This window comes from Pseudomonas sp. Z2-11, from assembly GCF_054161305.1.
Genome location: NZ_CP096395.1, coordinates 303170 through 328123, shown reverse-complemented (window position 1 = coordinate 328123; position 24954 = coordinate 303170). Strand labels below are relative to the sequence as shown.

The 24954-nt window shown below is 61.4% G+C and carries 23 protein-coding genes; 12 read left to right on the top strand and 11 right to left on the bottom strand.

Features of this window, described 5'->3' with window-relative positions; translation table 11 throughout:
• Window positions 1-126 precede the first annotated feature (126 nt).
• Window positions 127-3039 carry an aminotransferase gene (locus M1E16_RS01375; protein WP_458129015.1) on the bottom strand — a complete coding sequence of 971 codons (2913 nt, stop codon included), beginning with the start codon at window positions 3037-3039 and terminating at the stop codon, window positions 127-129.
• A 151-nt stretch (window positions 3040-3190) separates the two neighbouring features.
• Between M1E16_RS01375 and rfbC the strand changes: the two genes are divergently transcribed.
• The 4 genes from rfbC to M1E16_RS01355 all read left to right on the top strand — a co-directional run bounded on the left by rfbC (window position 3191) and on the right by M1E16_RS01355 (window position 7485).
• Window positions 3191-3739, top strand: coding sequence for a dTDP-4-dehydrorhamnose 3,5-epimerase (rfbC, locus tag M1E16_RS01370; protein WP_458129014.1), 549 nt, complete (start codon window positions 3191-3193; stop codon window positions 3737-3739).
• 61 nt (window positions 3740-3800) lie between these two features.
• On the top strand, window positions 3801-5609 hold the full coding sequence (locus tag M1E16_RS01365; RefSeq protein ID WP_434696180.1) for a sensor histidine kinase: 1809 nt from the start codon (window positions 3801-3803) through the stop codon (window positions 5607-5609).
• Window positions 5606-6994, top strand: a complete 1389-nt coding sequence (locus M1E16_RS01360) for a sigma-54-dependent transcriptional regulator (RefSeq protein WP_434696181.1) — start codon at window positions 5606-5608, stop codon at window positions 6992-6994. The genes M1E16_RS01365 and M1E16_RS01360 overlap by 4 nt, the downstream gene beginning before the upstream one ends.
• Before the next feature lie 35 nt (window positions 6995-7029).
• Window positions 7030-7485, top strand: coding sequence for a YiiD C-terminal domain-containing protein (locus M1E16_RS01355; RefSeq protein ID WP_458129013.1), 456 nt, complete (start codon window positions 7030-7032; stop codon window positions 7483-7485).
• Between the two features lie 145 nt (window positions 7486-7630).
• Here M1E16_RS01355 and cysQ read toward each other — a convergent pair whose 3' ends face one another.
• Both cysQ and nudE read right to left on the bottom strand, forming a co-directional pair.
• Window positions 7631-8458, bottom strand: a complete 828-nt coding sequence (gene cysQ, locus M1E16_RS01350; protein WP_458129012.1) for a 3'(2'),5'-bisphosphate nucleotidase CysQ — start codon at window positions 8456-8458, stop codon at window positions 7631-7633.
• On the bottom strand, window positions 8455-9021 hold the full coding sequence (nudE, locus tag M1E16_RS01345; RefSeq protein ID WP_305497515.1) for an ADP compounds hydrolase NudE: 567 nt from the start codon (window positions 9019-9021) through the stop codon (window positions 8455-8457). The genes cysQ and nudE overlap by 4 nt, the downstream gene beginning before the upstream one ends.
• 89 nt (window positions 9022-9110) lie before the next feature.
• Between nudE and yrfG the strand changes: the two genes are divergently transcribed.
• Window positions 9111-9773, top strand: a complete 663-nt coding sequence (gene yrfG / locus M1E16_RS01340) for a GMP/IMP nucleotidase (protein WP_458129011.1) — start codon at window positions 9111-9113, stop codon at window positions 9771-9773.
• A gap of 112 nt (window positions 9774-9885) precedes the next feature.
• Here the strand turns inward: yrfG and lysM are convergent, their stop codons facing one another.
• Entirely contained in the window at window positions 9886-10326 is a 441-nt protein-coding gene (lysM, locus tag M1E16_RS01335) for a peptidoglycan-binding protein LysM (protein WP_434696184.1), read from the bottom strand.
• A gap of 135 nt (window positions 10327-10461) precedes the next feature.
• Here lysM and M1E16_RS01330 point away from each other — a divergent pair, with 135 nt between their 5' ends.
• From M1E16_RS01330 to M1E16_RS01315, 4 genes are all read left to right on the top strand, one after another.
• Window positions 10462-11346, top strand: a complete 885-nt coding sequence (locus M1E16_RS01330) for a LysR family transcriptional regulator (RefSeq protein ID WP_305497518.1) — start codon at window positions 10462-10464, stop codon at window positions 11344-11346.
• A 93-nt stretch (window positions 11347-11439) separates the two neighbouring features.
• Window positions 11440-12279 (top strand): formate dehydrogenase accessory sulfurtransferase FdhD, encoded by an 840-nt coding sequence (gene fdhD, locus M1E16_RS01325; RefSeq protein WP_305497519.1) that lies wholly within the window; start codon window positions 11440-11442, stop codon window positions 12277-12279.
• Window positions 12276-14624: an FdhF/YdeP family oxidoreductase gene (locus M1E16_RS01320; RefSeq protein ID WP_434696185.1), complete on the top strand. Its 2349-nt coding sequence runs from the start codon at window positions 12276-12278 to the stop codon at window positions 14622-14624. Before fdhD ends, M1E16_RS01320 begins: the two co-directional genes overlap by 4 nt.
• A gap of 238 nt (window positions 14625-14862) precedes the next feature.
• On the top strand, window positions 14863-15345 hold the full coding sequence (locus M1E16_RS01315; RefSeq protein WP_305497521.1) for a glycine zipper domain-containing protein: 483 nt from the start codon (window positions 14863-14865) through the stop codon (window positions 15343-15345).
• Window positions 15346-15428: 83 nt separating this feature from the next.
• Here M1E16_RS01315 and M1E16_RS01310 read toward each other — a convergent pair whose 3' ends face one another.
• From M1E16_RS01310 to M1E16_RS01295, 4 genes are all read right to left on the bottom strand, one after another.
• The gene (locus tag M1E16_RS01310) at window positions 15429-15848 is read right to left on the bottom strand and encodes an acyl-CoA thioesterase (protein WP_458129010.1); all 420 of its coding nucleotides are present in this window, start codon (window positions 15846-15848) and stop codon (window positions 15429-15431) included.
• Window positions 15849-15896: 48 nt separating this feature from the next.
• Window positions 15897-17123, bottom strand: coding sequence for a 3-hydroxyacyl-CoA dehydrogenase NAD-binding domain-containing protein (locus tag M1E16_RS01305; protein WP_458129009.1), 1227 nt, complete (start codon window positions 17121-17123; stop codon window positions 15897-15899).
• Between the two features lie 107 nt (window positions 17124-17230).
• The gene (locus tag M1E16_RS01300) at window positions 17231-19159 is read right to left on the bottom strand and encodes a RecQ family ATP-dependent DNA helicase (protein ID WP_458129008.1); all 1929 of its coding nucleotides are present in this window, start codon (window positions 19157-19159) and stop codon (window positions 17231-17233) included.
• Between the two features lie 193 nt (window positions 19160-19352).
• Entirely contained in the window at window positions 19353-19580 is a 228-nt protein-coding gene (locus M1E16_RS01295) for a hypothetical protein (RefSeq protein WP_434654128.1), read from the bottom strand.
• Window positions 19581-19713: 133 nt separating this feature from the next.
• Between M1E16_RS01295 and M1E16_RS01290 the strand changes: the two genes are divergently transcribed.
• The gene (locus M1E16_RS01290) at window positions 19714-20067 is read left to right on the top strand and encodes a DUF1493 family protein (RefSeq protein WP_458129007.1); all 354 of its coding nucleotides are present in this window, start codon (window positions 19714-19716) and stop codon (window positions 20065-20067) included.
• Between the two features lie 53 nt (window positions 20068-20120).
• Here M1E16_RS01290 and M1E16_RS01285 read toward each other — a convergent pair whose 3' ends face one another.
• From M1E16_RS01285 to M1E16_RS01275, 3 genes are all read right to left on the bottom strand, one after another.
• Window positions 20121-21665: a phosphoenolpyruvate carboxykinase gene (locus tag M1E16_RS01285; protein ID WP_092253286.1), complete on the bottom strand. Its 1545-nt coding sequence runs from the start codon at window positions 21663-21665 to the stop codon at window positions 20121-20123.
• A gap of 178 nt (window positions 21666-21843) precedes the next feature.
• Window positions 21844-22746 (bottom strand): Hsp33 family molecular chaperone HslO, encoded by a 903-nt coding sequence (gene hslO, locus M1E16_RS01280; RefSeq protein WP_434654132.1) that lies wholly within the window; start codon window positions 22744-22746, stop codon window positions 21844-21846.
• Between the two features lie 177 nt (window positions 22747-22923).
• On the bottom strand, window positions 22924-23328 hold the full coding sequence (locus M1E16_RS01275) for an RNA-binding S4 domain-containing protein (protein WP_434570345.1): 405 nt from the start codon (window positions 23326-23328) through the stop codon (window positions 22924-22926).
• Between the two features lie 235 nt (window positions 23329-23563).
• Between M1E16_RS01275 and rimB the strand changes: the two genes are divergently transcribed.
• Together rimB and rimK are read left to right on the top strand one after the other, a co-directional pair.
• Window positions 23564-24046, top strand: a complete 483-nt coding sequence (gene rimB / locus M1E16_RS01270) for a retropepsin-like aspartic endopeptidase RimB (RefSeq protein WP_458129006.1) — start codon at window positions 23564-23566, stop codon at window positions 24044-24046.
• Entirely contained in the window at window positions 24043-24948 is a 906-nt protein-coding gene (gene rimK, locus M1E16_RS01265; protein ID WP_003196697.1) for a 30S ribosomal protein S6--L-glutamate ligase, read from the top strand. The genes rimB and rimK overlap by 4 nt, the downstream gene beginning before the upstream one ends.
• The last annotated feature ends 6 nt before the right edge of the window (window positions 24949-24954 follow it).

Genomic DNA, 24954 nt, shown 5'->3' with positions numbered 1-24954 from the left:
CCAATAAACCTGTGGGAGCGAGCCTGCTCGCGAAGAGGGGGAACATTCAACATTGACGTTGACTGATCCACCGCTTTCGCGAGCAGGCTCGCTCCCACAGGAAAACAGCGTGCTGTGCCGGATAAACTACAACCCCTCCTCCAGGGCTTTTGCCAGCATGTCGACGAAGAAGTCCACGCTCTGGCGACTGGTGACCATCGGTGGCTTGATCTTGAGGATGTTCAGGTAATCACCAGTCGGCTGCATGAAGATGCCCAACTCCCGCAGGCGATTGCACAGCGCGGTGGTTTCCTCGGTGGCCGGTTCGAGGGTGTCGCGATTGCGGATCAGCTCCACGCCCAGGTAGAACCCGGAGCCATGCACCGCGCCGACCAATGGATACTGGTCGATCAGCGCTTCCAGGCGGGCCTTGAAATGTCCGCCAACGATCCGGGCGTTTTCCCACAGGTTTTCTTCCTCCATGACGTCCAGCACGGCCATGCCGACCTGGCAACTGACCGGGCTGCCGCCGGCGGAAGAGAAAAAATACCCCTCGGCTTCCAGCGCCTCGGCGATTTCCCGGCGGGTGATGACGGCCCCCAGCGGCTGACCGTTGCCCATGCCCTTGGCCATGGTGATGATGTCCGGCACCACGCCTTGCTCCTCGAAGCCCCAGAAAAACTCGCCCATGCGCCCGTAGCCGACTTGCACCTCGTCGGCGATACAGACACCACCGCGCTCGCGCACCAAGGCGTAGACCTGTTTCAGGTACCCCGGTGGCAGCGCGATGCCGCCGGCATTGCCATATACCGGCTCGCAGATGAAGCCGGCGAGCTGACGTTTCTGTTCGGCGATTTTTGCCAGGTTGTGCTCGACGCTGCGCACGTAGTCCGGCGCACTGTCGACACCGCGGAATTCACCACGATAGGTGCTCGGCGCCGTCACCGGGTGCACCCAGTCCGGACGGCTGCTGAGGGCCTGGGGATTGTCGGCAATGGACGTCGAGACCGCATCGGCCGCCACCGACCAACCGTGATAGGCCTCCAGCACGCTGAGCATGTCGCGCCCGCCGCTGTAGGCCCAGGCCAGGCGGATCGCCAGGTCGTTGGCTTCGGTGCCGCTGTTGACCAGGAACACCCGGTCCATGTTCGACGGCGCCAGTGCCAGCAGGCGTTCGGAAAACTCGGCGATCGCCGCGTAGTGAAAACGCGAGTTGGTATTAAGCAGCGACCACTGTCTGGCCGCGACCGCCGCCATGCGCGGATGGCCATGGCCCAGCACCGCGACATTGTTGAGCATGTCGAGGTACGAGCGGCCCTGCATGTCGATCAGGTGGTTGCGCCAGCCACGCTCGATGCGCGGCGGGTCGATGTAGTAGTGCTTCTGCGAACGGGCAAAACTGGCATCGCGACGGGCCAGCAGCGCCTGCGGATCGATTTCCGGCTCGGCATCGCAAGCCAGCCCCAACAGCACCGCGGGTGATGGGCAGAGCGCTTGCCAGGCCTGCGCCCGGGACGGTGTGCAGAACAATGGCGGGGCCAGATGCGCGCCCCGGCACAGCTGGACCAGCAATGGCCCAGCCACCTCGCCCACTACCTGACCCTTTGCCAGCGCGGCCCCGGGCTGCAGCGACGAGGAAACGCCCCACAAACGCACGCTCAATTGCGGGCCATCGAGCCGCAGCAAGCCGTCAGCATCCCTGTGCAACACCCCGGCGAAGGGCGATTCCAGCGGCGTACCGTGAGGAATGTGCAGTTCCACATGGAGCGGATAAGTATCGGGCTCTTCGGCACTGTCCGGCCGGGTGCGGGACAACCGATACTGCCCGTAACGGCTGGCCGCCAACCCATGCACGGCGGCGGCTTCGCTCAGCAGGCGCTGGTCGATCCCCGGCTGCTCCCAATTGCCCGCCTCGAAATGCGGGCTGAGCACACCCAGGTCGATCAGGGCGAAATCACGTCCCACCAAAGTCGGCAACAGCGGTGCGAAACCCTCGTTGGCAACGGGCGGCAGGCTATGGCCCACGGCGGCAAGGATCGCCGCTTCCATCAACTCAAGCGGCACGGAATGGGCGACGTTGAAGATTTCCCATTCATGCCTGAGGTTGTCGCGAGCATATTGGTTATCCGGGTCGACAGCGACCTGTTGCTCTCCGCTAAGTACCAGCACAGCGGCGCGGGCCACGATCAACGGCCAAAGCGCCTGGAGCTCTTCACGCTGCAACGGATTGACCGCGTGATAGGCCTTGATCGCCGGCAGGATGAAAAACGGATCTGCATCGGCATGATGCAACAGCGCCGCGCAGGTGACCGACAGATCGGTGACACGCCAGGTGCGGATCAGGTCGCCAAAATCGATGACGCCCTGCAGTTGCCATTGGCGCTGCGCATCGCGTTGCCAGACCACGTTGTCATCGGTGATGTCCATGTGGATCGCCTGCATCGGCAGGCTGGCCTTGAGCGGCTGCAAGCGCCGTTCGGCCTGCTGTGCGACGTCGGCGATCAACTGACGCCGTTGGTCATCGTCGATGACAGGCAACAGGTGTTCGATCAAGGCTGGCGCGTGGCGCGCGTCCCATTGCAGGGTTCGCTCCAGGCCCGGGTGGTCGAATGTGGCCAAGGCCAGGTCCATGTCGGCGCACAGGCGGCCCAGCCCAGTCACCAGATCAGGCGTGAGGTGCTTGAGTTGGGTGAGGGACTGGCCGTCGATGTACTCGAGCAGGCGCATGTGTATCGCTTGCCCGTCGACTTCTAGCGTCAGCAGGTCCTGGCCATTGGCGGCCTCGATCACCCGCGGCACCTTCACCGCGCGGTGCCCGGCCAACTGCTTGAGCGCGGCATGTTGGGCCTGGAGCTCCTGGACGGCGTAGTCGCCATGGCAGATTTTCAGCACGAACCGCCCGCGTTCGCTGTCGACGCGGTAGTTGAGGTCCTGATGACTGCCAAGGGGTCGCAGGTCACCGCTGAGTCCGTAATTCGAGCGCAGCAGTACCAGTGCCTGTTCGGCGCGGATCTGTGGGCTTGGCAAACTGGCACGGTGAACCAACGTGGCGAGTGGCATACAACGACCCCTGGGGTGGTTTTGTCTGGATGCCTATCTCGCCACCGAGTCGTTGGATAAGCAACCCCCTCTTTGACTCGGGGCTCGCGCCGACCACTGCTTTGGGCAAGAATGGACATCCTTGCTGCTGCCATTCCCATGGAGACACCCAATGAATGTAATCGCCACCGACCTGCCCGGTGTCCTGATCATCGAACCCAAGGTATTTGGTGACGAGCGCGGTTTTTTTTATGAAAGCTTCAACGCCAAGGCATTCAAGGACGCGACCGGCATCGACACTCAATTCGTGCAGGACAACCATTCTCGCTCGCTGAAAGGCGTGCTGCGTGGCCTGCATTACCAATTGCAGAACACCCAGGGCAAACTCGTGCGCGTCACCGCCGGTGAAGTGCTCGACGTGGCCGTGGACATCCGCCGCAGTTCGCCGAATTTCGGCAAATGGGTTGCGGTACGCCTCAGCGCCGACAATCACCGTCAACTCTGGGTGCCACCAGGGTTCGCCCACGGCTTTGTGGTCCTGAGTGAATTCGCGGAGTTCCTGTACAAGACCACCAACTACTACGACCCGACATCCGAACGCAGCCTGTTGTGGAACGACCCTGCGCTAGACATCGACTGGCAGTTGGGGGATATCCAGCCGCAACTGTCCGGCAAGGACCTGGCGGCTTCGACCCTGGAACAGGCAGACGTCTTCGCCTGATCGAAGACGTTGACGCATGTCCTAGGCATAATGCGCCTGTTCCCACAGGCGCATCATGCTCATGAATTCCACTCTCCCCCGCAGACCCCGTTGGCGCAGCCTGGCATTGCTGGCCCTGTGCCTGGCGCCGTTGCTGTGGCCGCTGGAGCACCTGGCGGAGCGTTACTACCGCAGCGAGCTGGCCGGGCAGAATCGCCAGACACTCGATCTCTACGTCGCCAACCTGTTGGGCACCCTGCACCGCTATGAAGTGCTGCCGCAGATTCTTGGCGAGCTGCCGCCCCTGCGCGCAGTCCTGTCTGCGCCGGATGATGGCGTTACCCAGGGCAATGCCAATCGATTGCTGAAGAACATCAGCGCCCAGACTGGCGCTGAAGTCATGTACTTGATGGACGCCACTGGCAAGACCCTGGCGGCATCGAACTGGGACAAGCACGACAGTTTCGTCGGGCGCAATTTTGCTTTCCGCCCGTACTACATCGAAGCCATGGCCGGGCGTCTTGGACGCTTCTTCGGCCTGGGCACCACGTCGGGCAAGCGCGGTTACTTCTTTGCCGCCGCCGTACGTGATCGCGAAAAAGTCATTGGCGTACTGGTGGTCAAGGTCGACCTGGACCACACCGAAAGCCTGTGGGGCAAGACCCCTGAGCAATTGCTGGTGACCGACCATAATGGCGTGGTCATTCTGACTTCACGCCAGGAATGGCGGTTCCGCGCAACCCGCCCTTTGAGCACCGAAGAGAGCAAGGCAATCAGCGCGGTCCAACCCTACCCGACCCGCGATCCGAAGCCGCTTCATCTGGACGCCAACGCCTGGCTGACCCAGACCCAGGTCATCGAAGAGACTGGCTGGAACGTGAGCATCCTGGCCCCGCGAACGCTGATCGATCGTCCGGTGCGCACGGTGGTGGTCATTGGTGGCTCGGCGTTGCTGGTCTTGATGTTGCTGCTCGGGTTGATGATGCAGCGCCGGCGCCATTACCTGGAACGGATCGCCTTCGAAGCCAAGGCCCGGCATGAGCTGGAAGGTCGGGTGGCGGAACGCACCAGTGACCTGGAAGGCCTCAACCGGCGCCTGCGCCAGGAAGTGCTGGAGCGCGAGCAGGCCCAGCAGGAGCTGGTCCGCGCCCAGGACGACCTGGTGCAGGCCGGCAAACTGTCGGCCCTGGGCACCATGTCGGCGAGCATCAGCCATGAACTCAACCAGCCGCTGGCGGCCATTCGAAGCTACGCGGAAAACGCCGAGATCCTGCTCGACCATCAGCGCACCGACGACGCCCGGGGCAATCTCAAGCTGATCAGCGAACTGACCGGGCGCATGGCCTCGATCATCGCCCATTTGCGCGCTTTTGCCCGCCGCGACCGCCACGCGCCGGAAAGCGTCGCCCTGCAACCGGCGTTGGACGACGCCTTGGCGCTGCTCGCCAAACGTCGGCGCAGTATGGAAGTGGAACTGATCCGTGACCTGCCGGCCGCCACCTTGTGGGTCGAGGCCGGCGAAACACGCTTGCGCCAAGTGCTGGGCAACCTGCTGGCAAACGCCCTTGATGCCCTGACCGAAAAGGGCCCACCGCGCAGACTCTGGCTCAGTGCCCAGGCAACGGAAACCGGCGTCAACCTGTACATACGCGATAACGGCCCGGGGTTCTGCATGGAAGCCCTGGGCCGGGCCGGCGAGCCTTTTTATACCACCAAGACCCGCACCCAGGGCCTTGGCCTGGGGCTGGCGATCTGCGACACCCTAATGCGCGCCTTCGGCGGCGAGCTGTTGTTCGCCAATCACAAGGAAGGTGGCGCCCTGATTACCCTGAAGCTGCGCGCGGGCGCGCCCGGGGTGAGCCTGCAACCGTCCGAGGACCGTAGTGTATGACCATCGATAACCAGATTGAGGTGGTGCTGATCGACGACGATCCCCACCTGCGTCAGGCCTTGAGCCAGACCCTCGACCTGGCCGGCCTGAAGATCCTGCCCCTGGGCGAGGCCAATGGCCTGGCCGGGCAATTGCCCCGAGACTGGCCCGGCGTGGTTGTCAGCGACATTCGCATGCCCGGCATGGACGGCCTTGAACTGCTGAACCAGCTGCACGCCCAGGATCCGGAGCTGCCGGTCCTGTTGATCACCGGCCACGGCGATGTACCGCTGGCGGTCCAGGCAATGCGCGCCGGGGCCTATGACTTCCTGGAGAAGCCCTTCGCCAGCGATCATCTGCTCGACAGCGTTCGCCGAGCCCTGGCCTTGCGTCGCCTGGTCCTGGACAACCGCAGCCTGCGCCTGGCCCTTAGTGACCGGCATGAACTCAGCGCCCGCCTGGTTGGCCAATCGGCGCCCATGCTGCGCCTGCGCGAGCAGATCGGCGCCTTGGCGGCGACCCGCGCCGACGTGTTGATCCTCGGTGAAACCGGGGCCGGCAAGGAAGTGGTCGCCCGCGCACTGCACGACCTCTCAAGCCGGCGCAACGGGCCCTTCGTGGCGATCAACGCCGGCGCCCTGGCTGAGTCAGTGGTGGAAAGCGAACTGTTCGGCCACGAGCCCGGCGCCTTCACCGGCGCGCAAAAACGCCGTATCGGCAAGTTCGAATTCGCCAATGGCGGCACATTGTTCCTCGATGAAATCGAAAGCATGAGCCTGGACGTACAGGTCAAACTGCTGCGCCTGCTGCAAGAGCGCGTAGTGGAACGGCTGGGGGGCAACCAGCAGATCCCGCTGGATATCCGCGTCATCGCCGCCACCAAGGAAGACCTGCGCCAGGCCGCCGACCAGGGCCGTTTTCGCGCCGACCTGTATTACCGCCTGAACGTCGCGCCGCTGCGCATTCCACCGTTGCGCGAACGCGGCGAAGATGTGCTGATGCTGTTCCAGCACTTTGCCAACGAAGCCAGCACCCGCCATGGCCTGCCGCCGCACGAACTGCAGCCGCCCCACCGGGCGCTGCTGTTGCGCCACAGCTGGCCGGGTAACGTGCGCGAATTGCAGAACGCCGCCGAACGTTTTGCCCTGGGCCTGGAACTGGCGTTGGACAACAGCGCGCCGGACAGCGGCCCCGCTGCGGTGGATGTGATCAGCGGCGGCCTGAGCGAGCAGGTGGAGAACTTTGAAAAAACCCTGATCGCCGCCGAACTGGCCCGTTCCCACAGCTCCGTACGCAGTCTCGCCGAAGCCCTGGGCATTCCGCGCAAGACGCTGCACGACAAGTTGCGCAAACACGGGCTGAACTTCGGCGACAGCAGCCATGGCCCGACCGAAGAGTCGGATTGAGCTCCACCCTTTCACTTTCAGCCAAGAGGGCCTGCATGAACCGCGACAGCCACTACCTGGAAACGATCCTGCACCGGGACATCCCGCTGACGCAGGACATGGGCCTGAAGGTGCTCGGCTGGCAAGCCCGGCAGCTACGCTTGTTCCTGCCGATCGCAGCCAACGTCAACCACAAGAGCACCATGTTCGGCGGCAGCCTGTATTGCGGCGCCGTGCTCGGTGGCTGGGGCTGGCTGCACCTGGCGCTGCGCGAGGAAGGCATCGAAGACGGGCACATCGTGATCCAGGAAGGGCAGATCAGTTATCCGCTACCGGTTACCCGCGACGCGACCGTCCTCTGTGAGGCGCCTGATAAAAAGACCTGGACGCGTTTCCTGGCCACTTATCGTCGCTACGGACGGGCAAGGCTGGCCTTGCAGACGCAGGTGGTGAATGTGGATAGCGAGGACGTGGCGGTGCGGTTTGAAGGGCAGTACGTGCTGCATCGCTGATTGGCGCATAGACCCGTGGCGAGGGAGCTTGCTCCCGCTCGGCTGCGCAGCAGACGCTTTGGGGCCGCTTCGCCCGAAGCGTCGGACCGGCCCAGCGGGAGCAAGCTCCCTCGCCACAAAAGCTTCTGGGCTAAAAGATCAGATTTTAAGAACGAGCCAGCTCCAGCAACTTCCCACGCCACGGCGCTTTCGCCGGAAGCGCCAGGAAAGACGTATTCAATAACGATTCCCGTGCCGGATAGCAGAACGGCTGGCCCTGCAGGTCGAGTACCTCGCCACCCGCGCCCTCCAGCACGCCCTGGGCAGCGGCGGTGTCCCACTGCGACGTCGGCGCCAGACGCGGATAGCAATCCGCCGCACCTTCAGCCAACAGGCAGAACTTCAGAGAACTGCCGATATTGGTCAATTGCAGCGCCCCGAGGCTTTCGCTCAAACCGGCCAACAGGCGTTCCTGCTCCGGGCTGGTATGACGGCGGCTCGCGACCACCGTAAAGGCTTCACCGGGCGCCAGCACGTTACGCACCGCAATGGCCGCAGGCTCGGCATCCCTGTCGCCGCGCCACGCACCCAGGTCCGCACCGCCGGCATAATAACGACCGTTGGTGGGCATCGACACTACACCGAACACCACTCGCCCGCCCTCGATCAGGGCGATATTCACGGTAAATTCCTCGCTGCCGGAAATGAATTCCTTGGTGCCGTCCAGCGGATCCACCAGCCACCAGCGTTGCCAGCCGGCGCGGACGCTTTGCGCAATATCGGCATCCTCTTCGGAAAGGATCGGGATATCCGGCGCCAGGGCTTTGAGCCCGGCCACGATCACATGGTGAGCTGCCATGTCCGCGGCGGTCACCGGCGATTCGTCGGCCTTGCGCACGACCTCCACATCGGCCCGCCAAAAGGGCAGGATCGCGTCGCCAGCCGTGAGCGCCAGCTCGATAACCGGGGCCATCAGGGGATGCGGAAAATTCATGGCAGGTAGGCTCCGCGTTGAGTCAGCAGATCGCGGGCCAGGTACAGCGCCGCCAACGCCCGGCCCTCGGTGAATTGAGGATTCTGCGCCAGGGCCGACAGCTCGCCCAGGTTGACCTTGTCCACACGCATTGGCTCGGGTTCGTCGCCTTCCAGACGCTCTTCGTACAGATCGGTCGCCAGCACCACCTGAATCTTCTGGCTCATGTAGCCGGGAGACAATGACAACTCAGTCAGGTGTTCCAGTTGACGGGCGCCAAAACCGGCTTCCTCCTTGAGCTCGCGCTCGGCCGCCGCCAGCACATCTTCACCCGGCTCGATCAGGCCCTTGGGCAGGGACCATTCGTAGGCCTCGGTACCGCCGCAATACTCTTCCACCAGCACCGCATGGTCGGCGTCGAGCATCGCCACGATCATCACCGCACCGTAACCTGCGCCCTTGCCCGCCAGGCGTTCGTAGGTGCGTTCCACACCGTTGGAAAAACGCAGTTTCAGTTCTTCCACGCAAAACAGGCGGCTGGTGGCGACGATCCGTCGGTCGAGTATGGTGGGTGTCTGGCGCATAAACGGCTCCCTGGGCGATAGCAGGCTACTATACCCGGCCTATCCTGATTGTTTGCGTCGGATATCTGATTACCGCTGGAGAAGTTTTTATGGCGTTGTTGCCCTGGCACGACATCGATACGGTTCTGCTGGACATGGACGGCACCCTGCTGGACCTGCATTACGACAATCACTTCTGGCTGGAGCACCTGCCCCAGCGCTATGCCGAACTGCATGGCGTCAGCCGGGCCATGGCGGAGATGGAACTGCAGCCGCTGTTCGAGCGCAACGCCGGCCAGTTGCAGTGGTACTGCCTGGATTTCTGGAGTGCCGAGCTGCAGCTGCCGGTGCGCGAACTGAAGCTGGAAACCGCTCACCTGATCGCCCTGCGCCCGGACGCCGATACGTTTCTGGCAGCCATCCATCAGGCCGGCAAACGGGTCGTGATGATCACCAACGCCCACCGCGACTCGTTGTCCCTGAAGCTGGAACGCATCGAACTGGCCCCGTATTTCGAGCGTCTGATCAGCTCCCACGACTACGGCTCTCCCAAGGAAAGCCCGCAATTCTGGGACGCACTGCAAGCCGACCTGGACTTCGACCCGGCCCGCAGCCTGTTCATCGACGATACCCTGCCGGTATTGCGCAGCGCCCGGGATTTTGGCATCGCACATTTGCTGGCGGTCAGCGAGCCGGACAGTCGCAAGGGGCCGAAGGATACGGGGGAGTTCGATGCCGTCAGAGACTATCGGGATTTGATTGCCGGGCTTTGAACCGCACCGTCCTCATCGCGAGCAGGCTCGCTCCCACCTGGGCTCGCGGCGAACCAGTAATCTCTGTGGGAGCGAGCCTGCTCGCGATTAAGGACACCGCCGAGCTCAAATCCTATTCAGGGATACGCAATACCTGCCCCGGATATATCTTGTCCGGGTGCGACAGCATCGGCTTGTTGGCTTCAAAAATCTTGTTGTACTGGTTCGCGTCGCCATACTCGGCCTTGGATATGGCGCTGAGCGTATCGCCCTTCTTCACTGTCACGAAACGCGCAGCCTTTGCCACCGGCCCCGTCACGGTGATCTGGTCGTCAACGCTACCGACACCTTCGATGTTGCCAACAGCCAGCAAGATTTTTTCTTTCTCTTCCTGGCTTGCGACTTCACCCGTAACGGTGACTTTGTCGCCCTCAACAGTCGCCTGTACATTCGGATTACCCAGCCCGACTTTGCTGATGTGCTCTTTCAATTGCTCACTGGCATTGGCATTACCTGGGGTCAGCAGATCGATAAGCTTTTCCCCCGCTTCCTTCACAAAACTAAAAATACTCATGGCACATGCTCCTTGGTTTGAATGTCCAGACGCAAAAGACTAGACCAAGCCAACCGACCCCGTTTCCCAGCCGACCAATGACCTCGCCACCGTCAAGGCGCTAGAATCCGAATCTTCCCGCGCCCAGGAGCGAAGATGGACATCAAGCAGCTGAAATTTCTTATCGCGCTCGAAGAAACCCGCCACTTCGGCCAGGCTGCAGCCCGCTGTCACATCACCCAGCCCACTTTGTCGATGCGCCTGCGCAGCCTGGAGGAAGAGCTGGGTTTGCCACTGGTCAATCGCGGCCAGCGCTTCGAGGGTTTTACCGCACCGGGTGAGCGGGTGCTTGCCTGGGCGCGCACGGTGTTGGCGGCCTACGACGGACTACAGGCTGAAGCGGCGGCCTGTCGCGGCAACCTGGTGGGCACGCTGCGCCTGGGCGTGGTTCCGCTGTCGGATTTCGACCCGCTGGCGATGATGCAGCGCCTGCACACCGACCATCCCAGCCTGCGTTTCGAATTGTCGTCCCTGAGCTCCGAACGCATTCTCGAACAATTGGCGAACAACCGGATCGACCTGGGCATCTCTTACCTGGAACGTCTGGACAACGAACGTTTCGAAGCCCTGCCCTTCGCCCATACCCGCATGGGCCTGCTATACGACCAACGGTTTTTCTTTTTTGGCGAAGAACCGCTGAGCTGGGAAGCGCTGGTGGAGCTGCCCCTGGGCATGCTCACCAGCGGCATGCATTTTCGCCAATCCATCGACCATCACTTCCACAGCCGGGGGCTGACACCCCAACCGCTGCTGCAAACCGACGCGGTGCACCAATTGTTACAAGCTGTGCACGGCGGACTGTGTTGCGCCGTAGTACCGCTGGAAAGCGGGCTGAAGCTCACCGAAGACCTGCGAATCCAGCCCATCGACAGCGCCCAGACGCTGGTCCCGCTGGGGCTGATCATGCGGCGCGGTGCCCCACGCTCGGCATTGGCGGAGGCCTGTTTCGCCCTTTATCAGCAATCAGTAACCATTCCTTGATCGACGTCATCTATTGAAGGATCAGTAATAGCGATTAGACGTGGCAGATTGCCGCATTTAGTCTTAGGACTATTCCTACTCTCAGTGATGCCCATGAACGACAAGCCTCCGGTCTGTCCTGCGCCTGCCTTGGAAGCCTCCAAGCCAGCCGCCAGCCAGAGCTATCGCTACTGCAACCTGGACCACTCGCAATCGGACAGCGCCGCGCTGGCCGAGGAAGTGGCGTTGGCGATTGCCTATAACGGCATCAGCCAAGCGGTAATGTTGGTCACGCCCACTGACCTGGAAGATTTTATCGTCGGCTTCAGCCTCGGCAGCGGCATCATCGAAGACCCGGCGGATATCTATGACCTGCAACTGAGCGGAGCCGGTTCCGCGCAATATGCCCAGGTCACCATTGCCAACCGCGCCTTCTGGAACCTCAAGCAACAACGCCGGCAACTGGCCGGCACCAGCGGTTGCGGGCTGTGCGGGGTGGAGGCGGTGGAGCAGGCGCTGCCCAACCTCAAGATGCTGCCGGGCGCACCGCTGCCACCGGCGCAATGGCTTGACGGCCTGCGCCAGCGCATCGGCCAGTTCCAACCCCTGGGCCAGCACTGCGGCGCGGTACACGCGGCGCTGTTCATGAATGACCAGGGTGAACTGCTGCTGGGCCGCGAAGACATCGGTCGCCACAACGCCCTCGATAAATTGATCGGTGCGCTGATCCGGCAGCAGATCCCGATAGCCGGGGGCCTGGCGATCGTCACCAGCCGCTGCAGCCTCGAATTGATTCAAAAAGTATTGCGTGCGGGCATCCAGACGCTGGTCAGCCTGTCGTCGCCCACGGGCCTCGCCGTGCAGTGGGCTCGCCAACACAACCTCAACCTCATCCACCTGCCGCAAAAAAGTGCGCCGCGGGTCTACAGCCCTGCGATGGAGAATCAAGCGTGAGCAATCATCAACAAGCCAACCAGAAACCCACACCGCGCTACAAGCCTTACAAGGGCCCGGCCGGTGGTTGGGGCGCGCTGATCAGCGTCGCCCAGGCCTGGCTGACCAGCGATAACGCGCTGAAAAACATTCGCATGATGCTCAAGACCAACCAGAACGGCGGTTTCGACTGCCCTGGCTGCGCCTGGGGTGACTCGCCGGAAAGCGGCATGGTCAAGTTCTGCGAGAACGGCGCCAAGGCGGTGAACTGGGAAGCGACCAAGCGTCGTGTCGACGCGGCTTTTTTCGCCAAGCACAGCGTGACGTCGTTGCTGGAGCAGAGCGACTACTGGCTCGAATACCAGGGCCGCCTGACGGAGCCTATGAGCTACGACGCGCAAACCGACCGCTACAAGCCCATCAGTTGGGAAGCCGCGTTCGCGATGATCGGCAAACACTTGCAAGGGCTTTCCAGCCCGAGCCAGGCCGAGTTCTACACCTCGGGCCGCGCGAGCAATGAAGCGGCTTATTTGTACCAGCTGTTCGTGCGCGCCTATGGCACCAACAATTTCCCTGACTGCTCGAACATGTGCCATGAGGCCAGCGGCGTGGCCCTGTCCCAAAGTGTCGGGGTGGGCAAGGGCACGGTAACCTTTGACGACTTCGAGCATGCCGACGCGATTTTCGTCTGGGGCCAGAACCCCGGCACCAACCACCCGCGGATGCTCGAACCTCTGCGCGAAGCCGTGAAGCGCGGCGCCCAAGTGGTGTGTATCAACCCGCTGAAAGAGCGTGGCCTGGAGCGCTTCCAACATCCGCAACACCCGCTGGAAATGCTCACCAACGGCGACAAACCCACCAACACCGCGTATTTCCGCCCAGCTCTGGGCGGCGACATGGCCGTTCTGCGGGGCATGGCGAAGTTCCTGCTGCAATGGGAACGTGACGCGCAGAACAGCGGCGCCCCTGCGGTATTCGATCATGCGTTCCTCAACGAGCACAGCGCCAACGTCCTGGATTACCTGGCGGTGGTCGACGACACCCCTTGGGAGCAGATCGCCGAGCAATCCGGGTTGACGCTCGCCGAAATCGAACAAGCGGCGCGCATGTACGCCAAGGCCAAGAACGTGATCATGTGCTGGGCGATGGGTATCACCCAGCACCGCCATTCGGTGGCGACGATCCAGGAAATCGCCAACCTGATGATGCTGCGCGGCAACATTGGCAAGCCAGGCGCCGGCCTGTGCCCGGTGCGTGGCCACAGTAACGTGCAAGGCGACCGGACCATGGGAATCAACGAGCGCCCGCCCGTTGCATTCCTCGACGCTCTGGAACGGCGCTTCCAGTTCAAGGTACCGCGTGAAAACGGCCACAACGTGGTCGAGGCGATCCACGCCATGGCCGAGGGCCGGGCCAAGGTGTTCATCGCCCTGGGCGGCAACTTCGCCCAGGCTACGCCGGACAGCCACCGGACCTTCCAGGCGCTGGGCAATTGCGACCTGACGGTACAGATCAGCACCAAGCTCAACCGCAGCCACCTGGCCCATGGCAAGGAAGCGTTGATCCTGCCCTGCCTGGGCCGGACTGACATTGACCTGCAAGCCGATGGCCCGCAGGCGGTGACGGTGGAGGACTCCTTCAGCATGGTCCACGCTTCGAACGGCCAACTGCAGCCACTGTCGGACCAGATGCGCTCCGAGCCGTGGATCATTGCCGGCATCGCCGCCGCCACCCTGGGCAGCCGCCCGGTGGATTGGAACTGGCTGGTGGCCGATTACAGCCGCATCCGCGACCTGATCGCCGAGACCATCCCTGGCTTCAAGGACTTCAACGAAAAACTCAAGAACCCCGGCGGCTTCTACTTGGGTAACAGCGCGGGGGCACGTCGCTGGAACACGCCTTCGGGCCGCGCCAACTTCAAGCCCAACCTGTTGCCGACCGACCTGATCCACGAACGCACCCGGGCTACAGGCCAATTGCCGGACCTGATCCTGCAATCCATGCGCTCGCATGACCAGTACAACACCACGATCTATGGCCTCGATGATCGCTATCGTGGCGTGAAGGGCCAACGTGACGTGTTGTTCGTCAACGAAGCGGACATCATCCGCCTGGGCTTCAAGCCAGGGCAGAAGGCAGACATCGTCTCGCTCTGGGATGACGGCCGCGAGCGCCGGGTCAAGGGCTTTACCCTGTTGGCCTTTGATATCCCGGCCGGACAGGCTGCCGCCTATTACCCTGAAGTGAACCCGCTGGTGCCGCTGGAAAGCACCGGCGACGGCAGCCACACCCCGACCTCGAAGTTCGTGGCTATCCGCCTGGAGGCCGCAAGCGAGAACGGGTTGATCATGGCCAAGTCGGCCTGAAGCAGTTCCGAGGGGTGATTCTGGCCCCTCGGGCACTTTTCCAACGGGCACAAAAAAGGCCGTTTTTCAAAAAAACGGCCTGTCCGAAGTAGCTAAAGACCGGCGAAATAACGTTAAGTTCCGCCCAAAAAACAGTAACTTAGAGAATTGTGCACAAGTCGTGTTACTCGTCGGATTTCGATTGTAACCAAGCGAAGCCAGCCTCAGGATCGCGCCGTCATCCCTTTGAGGCTCCTCTATGAAGTTCTCCTCCATTCTCTTGTTGTCCCTTGGCCTGATCAGTGGCGTCGCATCTGCCGGCGGTACCGCCGAAGCAGGTGTAGGCGGCGCATTGGGCGGGGTTTTGGGTTCGGTCGTCGGCCAGTCCCTGGGCGGCAACACCGGTTCCACTATCGGCGCGGCCCTGGGCGGCGCAGGTGGCAGTGCGGTCGGTGCCGATAAACGCAGCCGCGGCGAAGCGGCTATCGGCGGCGCGCTGGGCGCAGCCGGCGGCAACGTGGTTGGCCGCAGCGTGGGCGGCAGCACGGGTAGCCTGATCGGTGCCGCAGCGGGCGGTGGCGCCGGTGGCGCATTGGGTAACTACATGGGCAAGGACGACGATGACGACCGTTATGAAGGTCGCCGTGGTGATCGCCGCTACTACCGTGACGGCCACCCGGGTCGCGGCCATGCCTACGGCCATCGCAAGCATAAGCACAAACATCGCTATCACGACGATTGACGGCTGGCTTGATCCAGACCGTTGAATGATCGCAGCCTTCGGCCCTTCTCGCAGAGACTGACCGAAGGCTGCGATTTTCGTTTTCAGGCCACCAACCGCTCCAGCGCCCCGCGTAGCCGATCGGGAATCGCCACTGGCCGATTCGACGTCCGGTCTACGAATACATGCACGAAACGCCCCGCCGCACAGGCCTCCTCCTCACCCGCCTTGAACACCGCCAGCTCATACTGCACCGAACTATTGCCCAGCTTCCCGACTCGCAGGCCGATTTCGATCCGGTCCGGGAAAGCGATCGAGGCAAAATAATCGCAGGCTGAACTCACGACGAAGCCCACCACCTCCCCCTCATGGATATCCAGGCCGCCGGTCTCGATCAGATAGGTATTCACCGCTGTATCGAAAAAGCTGTAGTAGGTGACGTTATTGACGTGACCGTACACATCGTTGTCATGCCAGCGTGTAGTCACTGGCTGGAAATGCAGATACTCGGCGCGTTGGGGCATCACTTGTCCTTGGTCAGGCTATCTGAGGCGTTGTGCAGGGTGCAGATACTATCGCTGCGAGAAGCTCTTGCCTTGCGCAGCCAGCTCGCCAATCAGACGGGCAGGCTTCCATTGGTCCCCCTGCTTCGTCTCGAGCTCCAGCAACCGTGCGTGGATGTCTTCGAGGCCCTGCTGATCCGCCCAGGCCATCGGACCGCCCTTGTCCGCCGGGAAGCCATAGCCATTGAGATAAACCAGGTCGATATCGCGGGAAGACTCGGCAATGCCCTCCTGGAGGATCTTCGCACCTTCGTTGACCAATGCCAGCAAGCAGCGCTCCAGAATCTCCTCGGCAGCTATTTCGCGGCGCTGAAACCCCAGCTCCTCACTGACCCGCAGCACCAGCGCGTCGACCTCGACATCCTGCTCAGCCTGGCGGCTGCCCGGCTCATAGTGGTAGTACCCGTTACCACTCTTCTGGCCGAACCGCCCCATCTCGCACAGGCGGTTGTCCACTTGCACTTCGGGCGCATCCTGACCTTTACCCGCCAGCTCGCGCGCGCGCCATTCCAGGTCGATCCCAACCACGTCATACATGCGGAACGGCCCCATGGCAAAGCCGAAACCCTGCAGCGCGGCATCGACCTGATGGGGAAACGCTCCCTCCAGCAGCATCTTGCGCGCCTCCAGCACATAGGGATGAAGCATCCGGTTGCCGATAAACCCGTGGCAATTGCCCGAAACCACGCTCACCTTGCCCATGCGTTTGCCCAGCGCCAGGGCGGCATCCAGCGCCGGCCGGGAGGTTTGCGCGCCACGAACGATTTCGAGCAATTTCATGATGTGCGCCGGGCTGAAGAAATGCAGGCCCAGCACCTGGGTCGGCCTGCGCGTGGCGGCGGCAATCGCATCGATGTCCAGCGCCGAGGTGTTGCTTGCCAGGATTGCCTCGGGCTTGAGCATGCCGTCCAGCTCGCGGAAGATCTTCTGCTTGAGTTCAAGGTTCTCGTAGACCGCTTCGATGACCAGATCCACATTGCGAATTGCCGCGTAGTCGTCCGCCCGAGCTATTCGGGCGATGCGCGCATCGGCTTCGCCTTGCTCAATACGGCCCTGGCGTACGTTATGGGCATAGGTGTCGGCCACCGCCGCCAGCGCCTGCTCAAGCATTTGCGGATTATTGTCGACCCACTGCACCGTAACGCCGGCATTGGCCAGGCACATCACGATGCCTCGCCCCATGGTGCCCGCCCCGACCACCGCGGCGCGCTGGATATCAAAGGATGTCTGGCTCATGTCTGCTCTCTTGTTGGTGATCCAAAGACAGCGTTCACCTTAGTCAGCCGGCGGATATTTTTGAAATTTATTCGTGTGATGCCGGGCATTCAGCGGATGGATGCAGCTCACAGGTGTGCCTGGGCCCAGTGGCGAACTTCGGCGTACGGATACTGCTCCAGAGCGGCATATCCGTGAATCGTTCGCGCCTTCAGCTTGGTGAACAGCGGTACGCTGATGCCGCAGAAGAATCGGGTCAGCCGCTCGACGGAAGGCACGTCGCCCGTATGCTGCTCATGCTTGTGGATAAAGTCGTCGCACAGACTTTCGAAATTTTTATCCACAAGGGATGGCAGCGGCGGTGGTTCCGGCAATCGAGCGACATGCCCATGGCATACCGAGCAGTGGCCGCACTGTCGCGGCGCGTTTTCATCTCCGAAATACTCCGCCAATCTATAACCGAGGCAGCGGTCCGTGGCGAACAATTCGAGCATGGCATGGATCCGCGCAATCTCGGTTTCCTCATGCCGAGTAAAATCAGCGTGCAGCTCGGCACTTAACAGCCCTGAATCGAAATCGGCGTCGAGAACGCTGTAGACCTCGGTCATCTGCTTGCTTTCCAGCTCGATCCAGCCTTTCTCCTGGAAATAATCCAGCGCCCTGACCACTCGACTTCGATCCGCGTGGTACTGCTGGTACATCCCCTCAAAATTCACCGTAGCCCAGGTACGGGCCCGACTGGAGGTTTGGATGATGGCCGAGACAAAGTCCCTTCGCTCGCCCTCAAAGCGCTCCAGCAGTGCCTGCGGCTCGGTCAGGAACTTGAAGCGGTACTCGGCGTAATAGGCATAGCGCGGCGCAACCAGCCCACGCAGCTCCAGTTGGACCAGCAGCGTTTTGAGCGGCAGTTGCCGGATATTGCTCTGATCAGCCAATGGTCCCAGCAGGAATTCCCATTGCCCGTCGCGGCGGGCAGTCTTCAGCTCATCAAGCACGCACCGGATGCCGGAAAGCTCCGGCGTATCGCCATAGACGAAATTTTCCAGAATGTTGAGGCTGTCCCGGTTGGCCAGTACCAGGCAATCGGACGGCTGCCCATCCCGTCCCGCTCGACCGATTTCCTGGCTGTAGTTCTCGATGGACTTGGGCAGATCGAAATGTACGACGTTACGGATATCGCTCTTGTCGATCCCCATGCCGAACGCGATCGTTGCAACGATGCAATTGGACTGCCCGCCCATGAATCGCCGTTGGATGGCTTCGCGCTGCTCATGGGGTAAGCCGGCGTGATAAGCCTCGGCACCGATTCCGTGCTGGCTCAGCTCCCCGGCAATCTGTTCGGCGGTTCGCTGCAAGGTGACATAGACGATGCTCGGCTGCCCGGCGCGCTCGCCCAGCCATTGCACCAGCCTGTGCCGCTTGTCCTCGCCACGCACGGGCTCCACCAGCAAATTGAGGTTGGGACGGTAGAAGCCGGTCGTCACTACATCGGTGGCGACGATAGCGAACTTCGCCTGCATGTCGCCGATAACCTTGGGCGTTGCGGTGGCCGTCAGCAGCAGTACCTGGGGAATGTTGAATTGACGCTGGTAATCGGGAAGCTTGAGGTAATCGGGGCGGAAGTTGTGGCCCCACTCGGAAATGCAGTGGGCCTCATCCACCACCAGCAACGAAATCGGTACCTGCTGCAAGAAATTGCGAAAGCGCTCGTTCTTCAGCCGCTCTACCGAAACCATCAGCACCTTCAACTCGCCCGAACGGGCCCGCGCCATGGCGTGGCTGGCTTCGTCACGACTCTGGGCCGAATCGATACTCGCCGCCGCGATACCGTGGCGATGCAAGAACGCCAACTGGTCCTGCATCAGCGCCAGCAGTGGCGAGACCACAAGGGTCAGGTGCGGCAACAACAGGGCAGACAACTGATAGCAAAGAGACTTGCCGGACCCGGTAGGAAAAATAGCCGCCGCCGACCGCCCGGCGAGAATCGCGTGGATGGTGGCTTCCTGACCGGGGCGAAACTGTGGATAACCGAAAACCTGTTCCAGGGTGCCGTGCATAAAGCGGTCGCTCCTTTGACTGCTGTGGTGCCAGAAGCCTAGTCGGGCAGCGCAGCGAGTCGAGAAAAGGTCGGGGTAAATACGATACCGGATGATACAGCCTGCCTACCCGTTTGCATGACCACAGGGCGATATGAAACCGGGCGCTTCATGACTCTTCTCGACTCCGCTCGCTCATCGACGCGGTCGCAGGTTATTCGCCTGATGTCAGGTACAGATCAAGATCTCCAGGGAAAACCAGCGACGCCAAGCGCTCGATTTCTATAATTTGTTTCGTTGAAAGCCTGAAGTCAGCGCCGAGGTAATCAATGCTGTTAGCCCATTCCATCACGGACGCCAAGTCATCTACTGACAGGTCGATGCTCTGTTCAAATACCAATTTGTCTTTACCTGGATAAAATCCCAATACAACAAAGCTCATGGTTCTACCGCCCTCGTCTTATCCGCTTTTTTGGTCTGTGCGCCGGTGATGTGATTAAACTCACTTGGACCATTCCCTCCAACCCCTACGGCGCACAGCATTATTGTCCACCCGATTCATCCGGATTTTCCCTATGCACCTCGCCCCAGACTTCCCCGACGATCTCGCCATGCGTCAGCTCATGGAATTACTCCACGAAGAACTCGGCCTGCCGGAACGCAAGACCATTCGCCTGGACACTGCGGTCAATTTCGATCTGGGCTGCGATGGCGCGGATGCCCGGCACCTGATGGAAGCTCTGGAGGAGCGGTTCGTCATCGACCTTGTCGACTACGACGCCTATCGTTACTTCCAACCGGAAGGCTTTGATGTGTTTCAAAAACGCAGGGCCAAGGGCCGGGGAGACAAGCTGCCGCTGACCATCGGCATGCTCTACAAGGCAGTCAAGGCGCAACGATGGGATACGCAAGAAGTGGAGAAAAAATAGCCCACAAAAAAAACCGCCCTCAAAGGGCGGCTTTTTCATTCAATCACCAAGCCTTACAGCTGCGGACCCGCCGCCTTGATCGCATCGCTCACGTCGAACTTCTTGAAGTTCTCGATGAACAGACCGGCCAGTGCCTTGGCGGCTTCGTCGTAGGCAGCCTTGTCGGCCCAGGTGTTGCGCGGGTTCAGCAGGCCGGTTTCGACGCCTGGGACAGCCAGCGGCACGTCCAGGTTGATGATATCCAGGTGTTCGGTTTCAGCACCGATCAGCGCGCCGCTCTGGATCGCCGCGATCACCGCACGGGTGGTCGGGATGTTGAAGCGTTTGCCGACGCCGTAGCCGCCGCCAGTCCAGCCGGTGTTGACCAGGTAGACCTTGGAACCGAAACCACGGATACGCTTGATCAGCAGCTCTGCATATTCACCGGCCGGGCGCGGGAAGAACGGCGCGCCGAAGCAGGTGGAGAAGGTCGACTTGATGCCGCTGCCCGAGCCCATTTCGGTCGAACCCACCAGTGCGGTGTAGCCGGACAGGAAGTGGTAGGCGGCTTGTTCTTCGCTGAGGATCGACACCGGTGGCAGCACGCCGGTCAGGTCGCAAGTCAGGAAGATCACGGCGTTTGGCTCGCCACCGAGGTTTTTCGGCGCGCGTTTTTCGATCAGCTCACGCGGATAGGCGGCGCGGCTGTTCTGGGTCAGGCTGTCGTCGGCGTAGTCGGCTTTCTTGGTGACCGGGTCCAGGACCACGTTTTCCAGGACGGCGCCGTGCTGGATGGCTTTCCAGATGACCGGCTCGTTCTTCTCGGACAGGTCAATGCACTTGGCATAGCAACCGCCTTCGATGTTGAAGACCACACCCACGCCCCAGCCGTGCTCGTCGTCACCGATCAGGTAACGGCTTTCGTCGGCGGACAGGGTGGTCTTGCCAGTGCCCGACAGACCGAAGAACAAGGTCACGTCGCCTTCTTCGCCCATGTTGGCGGCGCAGTGCATCGGCAGCACGTCGACTGCTGGGAGCAAGAAGTTCTGCACGGAGAACAGGGCTTTTTTCATTTCGCCGGCGTAGCGCATGCCAGCGATCAGCACTTTCTTGGCAGCAAAGTTGATGATCACGGTGCCGTCGGAATTGGTGCCGTCGCGCTCAGGCTCGCACACGAAGTTCGGCGCGTTGAGGATCTGCCACTCGTCCTTGCCGCCGGCGTTGTACTGCTCGGGATTGATGAACAGGCAACGACCGAACAGGTTGTGCCAGGCCGTCTCGGTGGTCATCTTGACCGGCAGGTAGTGCGCAGGATCGGAACCTACATGCACGTGGGAAACAAAACGCTCGCGCTCACCCAGGTAGGCCTCGACGCGGTTCCACAGGGCGTCGAACTTGTCGGCCGGGAACTTGCGATTGATCGGGCCCCAGGCGATGGCGTCCTGGGTAGTCGGCTCTTCCACGATGAAACGGTCGACTGGCGAGCGACCGGTACGATGACCGGTACGAACAACCAGCGCGCCAGTATCGGCAAGCTCGCCTTCACCGCGATTCAGGGCTTCTTTGACCAGATCATCGACACTCAGATCGGTATACACGGCGTTATTGGCTTGCGTCATGAGATTCCCCGTCGGCCCGTGGCCGAGTGCTCCAAACGTTTTGTAGTAGGAAGTCGCGCACTACTACCCGAAAAAAGTGGGCCGGATTATGCCAGAAAAGCCCAAAAAGAGTAGGGCCCTCCCGTCAGTACGGCGTAAATCCGGCGTTTGCCAGGAGATTTACCTGCGCTGAACCGTTTTAGTGACGAGTATCTGACGGTGTGTCGACACCCGCACCGGCGAACAATTGTGCGATGTCCGCCGCGTCGAACAGGTAGCGCTCATTGCAAAACTGGCAATCTACCTCGATGGCGCCGCCATGCTCGATCACCAGTTGCTGCGCATCTTCCAGACCCAGACTGACCAGCGCATTGCCGGATCGTTCACGGGAGCAACTGCATTGGAAGCGCAACGGCTGACCCTCGAACAGGCGCACCTGCTCTTCGTGGTAGAGACGATGCAGAATGGTTTCGTTGTCCAGGCCCAGCAACTCGTCGGCGCTCAAGGTGCTGGCCAGAGCGGTGACGTGCTGCCAGCTGGCGTCACGCTCTTCCGAATCGCGAATGCGATCGGCGGGCAATTGTTGCAACAGCAGGCCACGGGCGCGCCGCCCGTCGGCGTACAGCCAGAAGCGGGTGTTGGTCTGCTGGGACATGACGAAGTAATTGGTGAAGCATTCGGCCAGCGTCGCGCCGTCAAGATCGACAATGCCCTGATAACGCTGGCCATGACTCGGATCGACCGTCAGGGCCAGCACGCCGTTTGGCATCATGTCGGCCAGCGTCGCGTCGGCGCCGATCTGCTCGGCGTGGTACCGGGCCAGGCCACGAATCTCGCGCTCGCTGGAGCATTCGATCATCAGCAAGGGGACCGGACCGTCGGAGCGCGCCTGGAGAATCAGCAAGCCATCGAACTTCAGGGTGCCCACCAGCAATGCCGCCGCCGCCATCAGTTCGCCTAGCAGTTGCGCGACCGGCTCCGGATAGGGGTGCTTGGCAAGGACTTCGGCATAGCTACGCTCCAACGCCACCAGCTCGCCACGGGCGTCGCTGTCATCGAAGATGAAACGCTGGGTGTAGTCGGTATCCGGTAAATCAGTCATAGGGTCTGGTATCTGCGGTGATGACAAATGATGACGGGCATTTTATGGGCATTCCGGGTGGGTTCCAAGCAAGGTGAGGATTTGCCTGACCGGAAGGGCTCATCTGGATTTGCAGGCCTGGCACATCGTGGCGAGGGAGCTTGCTCCCTCGCCACGGGTTACCGGTGTGCCGATGTTTTATTCGCTATTGCTGCCATGGAACCTGAACAGGTCGCGACGCTGCTTCTTGCTCGGCTTGCCATCGGTGCTGACGCCCAGGGCCCCGGCCTTGCGTTGTGCGGCCGCAGCTTCGCGCTTGGCGATGCTGGCGTCGGTCTCGCGATAGAGTGTCTGCGCCTCTGGCGCGCCGCGCCGCACAATCGACAGGGCTTCGACCACCACGGTTTTTTCATCGAACCCGGCGCGAATGACGTATTCGTCGCCGATACGTGGCTCTTTGCCAGGCTTGCAACGTTCACCGCGATGGTGAACCTTGCCGCTTTCGATGGCGGCCTTGGCCAGGGCACGGGTCTTATAGAATCGCGCTGCCCACAACCATTTATCGAGACGGACCTTGTCGTCCTCTTCGCTTTTTTGTGTCACTGCAATTCCTCTTTTCAACCAATAGCCAGAACTGTACTACCGTTTTTGTCGGGCGCACGAATCCGCTCCGACGGATAGAATGCCCGCCGAACCGCTCGCTTGCATTGGCATGCGCCGGTATCGGTTACACCTGTAAACAAGTACGTAGATAACTGTCGCCATTTTGTGATTATTCTGCGTGAATACCGCGATTGCGGAGCCCGCTATCCGATGCGCCAATTTCAGGTTGTTTTTATTGAAGACTTTTGACCATCTGACCGTCGTCGGTCTGCGCGAATGGGTGGCGCTCCCGGATCTGGGAGTCGCAGGCCTGCGGGCAAAAATCGACACCGGCGCCAGCACCTCCAGCCTGCACGCCACCGATATCGAGCCATTCGAGCGCGATGGCGAGAAGTGGGTGCGTTTCACCGCACACCTGGGGACGGTGGTGCAACTGCGCCACCGCCGCTGCGAAGCCCCGCTGGTGGCGCGCAAGACCATCAAGAGCTCCAACGGCCACGCCCAGGTCCGCTACGTGATCAGCACCACGCTGGCGCTGGGTGATCGGTTCTGGCGGGTGGAGTTCACCCTGGCCTGTCGTAAATCCATGCGGTATCGCCTGTTGTTGGGTTCCAAAGCCTTGATCGACGGCCAGCTGGTCGTCAATCCAGGCATCAAATACGTTCAAGACAAACCGGTATTTCCGGTGTCCACTACCTCTGCCACAGGTGTTGCATGAAGATCGCTGTGCTGTCGCGCAATCCGCGCCTGTATTCCACTCGTCGCCTGGTTGAAGCAGGGACCGAACGTGGCCATGAAATGGTGGTGATCGATACCCTGCGCGCCTACATGAACATCGCCAGCCACAAGCCGCAGATCCACTACCGCGGCAAACCGCTGGAAGGCTTTGATGCGGTGATCCCGCGTATCGGCGCATCGGTGACTTTTTATGGCTGCGCAGTGCTGCGGCAGTTCGAAATGATGGGGGTGTTCCCGCTCAATGAGTCTGTCGCTATCGCTCGCTCCCGGGACAAGCTGCGCTCGTTGCAATTGCTCTCCCGACGCGGCATCGGCTTGCCGGTAACCGGGTTCGCCCACTCTCCCGATGACATCCCCGACCTGATCGCGATGGTCAACGGCGCGCCGCTGGTGATCAAGGTGCTTGAGGGCACCCAGGGGATCGGTGTCGTGCTGTGCGAGACCGCAACCGCGGCGGAATCGGTGATCGAGGCGTTCATGGGCCTCAAGCAGAACATCATGGTCCAGGAATACATCAAGGAAGCCGGTGGCGCGGACATTCGTTGCTTCGTGGTCGGCGATAAAGTGATCGCCTCGATGAAACGCCAGGCCAAACCCGGTGAGTTTCGCTCCAACCTGCATCGCGGCGGGAGCGCGAGCCTGATCAAGATCACCCCGGAAGAACGCATGACTGCCCTGCGCGCGGCCAAGGTCATGGGGTTGGCGGTGGCCGGCGTGGATATCCTGCGCTCCAATCACGGACCGCTGGTGATGGAGGTCAATTCTTCGCCAGGCCTGGAAGGAATCGAGACCACCACCAGCAAGAACGTGGCGGGGATCATCATCGAACACCTGGAAAAAAATGGCGGGCCGAACATGACCCGGACCAAGGGCAAAGGCTAAAAAAGC

Coding starts and splice junctions, on each gene's coding strand:
- M1E16_RS01375 (WP_458129015.1), bottom strand. CDS start 3,039: ATGCCACTCGCCACGTTGGTTCACCGTGCCAGTTTGCCAAGCCCACAG.
- rfbC (WP_458129014.1), top strand. CDS start 3,191: ATGAATGTAATCGCCACCGACCTGCCCGGTGTCCTGATCATCGAACCC.
- M1E16_RS01365 (WP_434696180.1), top strand. CDS start 3,801: ATGAATTCCACTCTCCCCCGCAGACCCCGTTGGCGCAGCCTGGCATTG.
- M1E16_RS01360 (WP_434696181.1), top strand. CDS start 5,606: ATGACCATCGATAACCAGATTGAGGTGGTGCTGATCGACGACGATCCC.
- M1E16_RS01355 (WP_458129013.1), top strand. CDS start 7,030: ATGAACCGCGACAGCCACTACCTGGAAACGATCCTGCACCGGGACATC.
- cysQ (WP_458129012.1), bottom strand. CDS start 8,458: ATGAATTTTCCGCATCCCCTGATGGCCCCGGTTATCGAGCTGGCGCTC.
- nudE (WP_305497515.1), bottom strand. CDS start 9,021: ATGCGCCAGACACCCACCATACTCGACCGACGGATCGTCGCCACCAGC.
- yrfG (WP_458129011.1), top strand. CDS start 9,111: ATGGCGTTGTTGCCCTGGCACGACATCGATACGGTTCTGCTGGACATG.
- lysM (WP_434696184.1), bottom strand. CDS start 10,326: ATGAGTATTTTTAGTTTTGTGAAGGAAGCGGGGGAAAAGCTTATCGAT.
- M1E16_RS01330 (WP_305497518.1), top strand. CDS start 10,462: ATGGACATCAAGCAGCTGAAATTTCTTATCGCGCTCGAAGAAACCCGC.
- fdhD (WP_305497519.1), top strand. CDS start 11,440: ATGAACGACAAGCCTCCGGTCTGTCCTGCGCCTGCCTTGGAAGCCTCC.
- M1E16_RS01315 (WP_305497521.1), top strand. CDS start 14,863: ATGAAGTTCTCCTCCATTCTCTTGTTGTCCCTTGGCCTGATCAGTGGC.
- M1E16_RS01310 (WP_458129010.1), bottom strand. CDS start 15,848: ATGCCCCAACGCGCCGAGTATCTGCATTTCCAGCCAGTGACTACACGC.
- M1E16_RS01305 (WP_458129009.1), bottom strand. CDS start 17,123: ATGAGCCAGACATCCTTTGATATCCAGCGCGCCGCGGTGGTCGGGGCG.
- M1E16_RS01300 (WP_458129008.1), bottom strand. CDS start 19,159: ATGCACGGCACCCTGGAACAGGTTTTCGGTTATCCACAGTTTCGCCCC.
- M1E16_RS01295 (WP_434654128.1), bottom strand. CDS start 19,580: ATGAGCTTTGTTGTATTGGGATTTTATCCAGGTAAAGACAAATTGGTA.
- M1E16_RS01290 (WP_458129007.1), top strand. CDS start 19,714: ATGCACCTCGCCCCAGACTTCCCCGACGATCTCGCCATGCGTCAGCTC.
- M1E16_RS01285 (WP_092253286.1), bottom strand. CDS start 21,665: ATGACGCAAGCCAATAACGCCGTGTATACCGATCTGAGTGTCGATGAT.
- hslO (WP_434654132.1), bottom strand. CDS start 22,746: ATGACTGATTTACCGGATACCGACTACACCCAGCGTTTCATCTTCGAT.
- rimK (WP_003196697.1), top strand. CDS start 24,043: ATGAAGATCGCTGTGCTGTCGCGCAATCCGCGCCTGTATTCCACTCGT.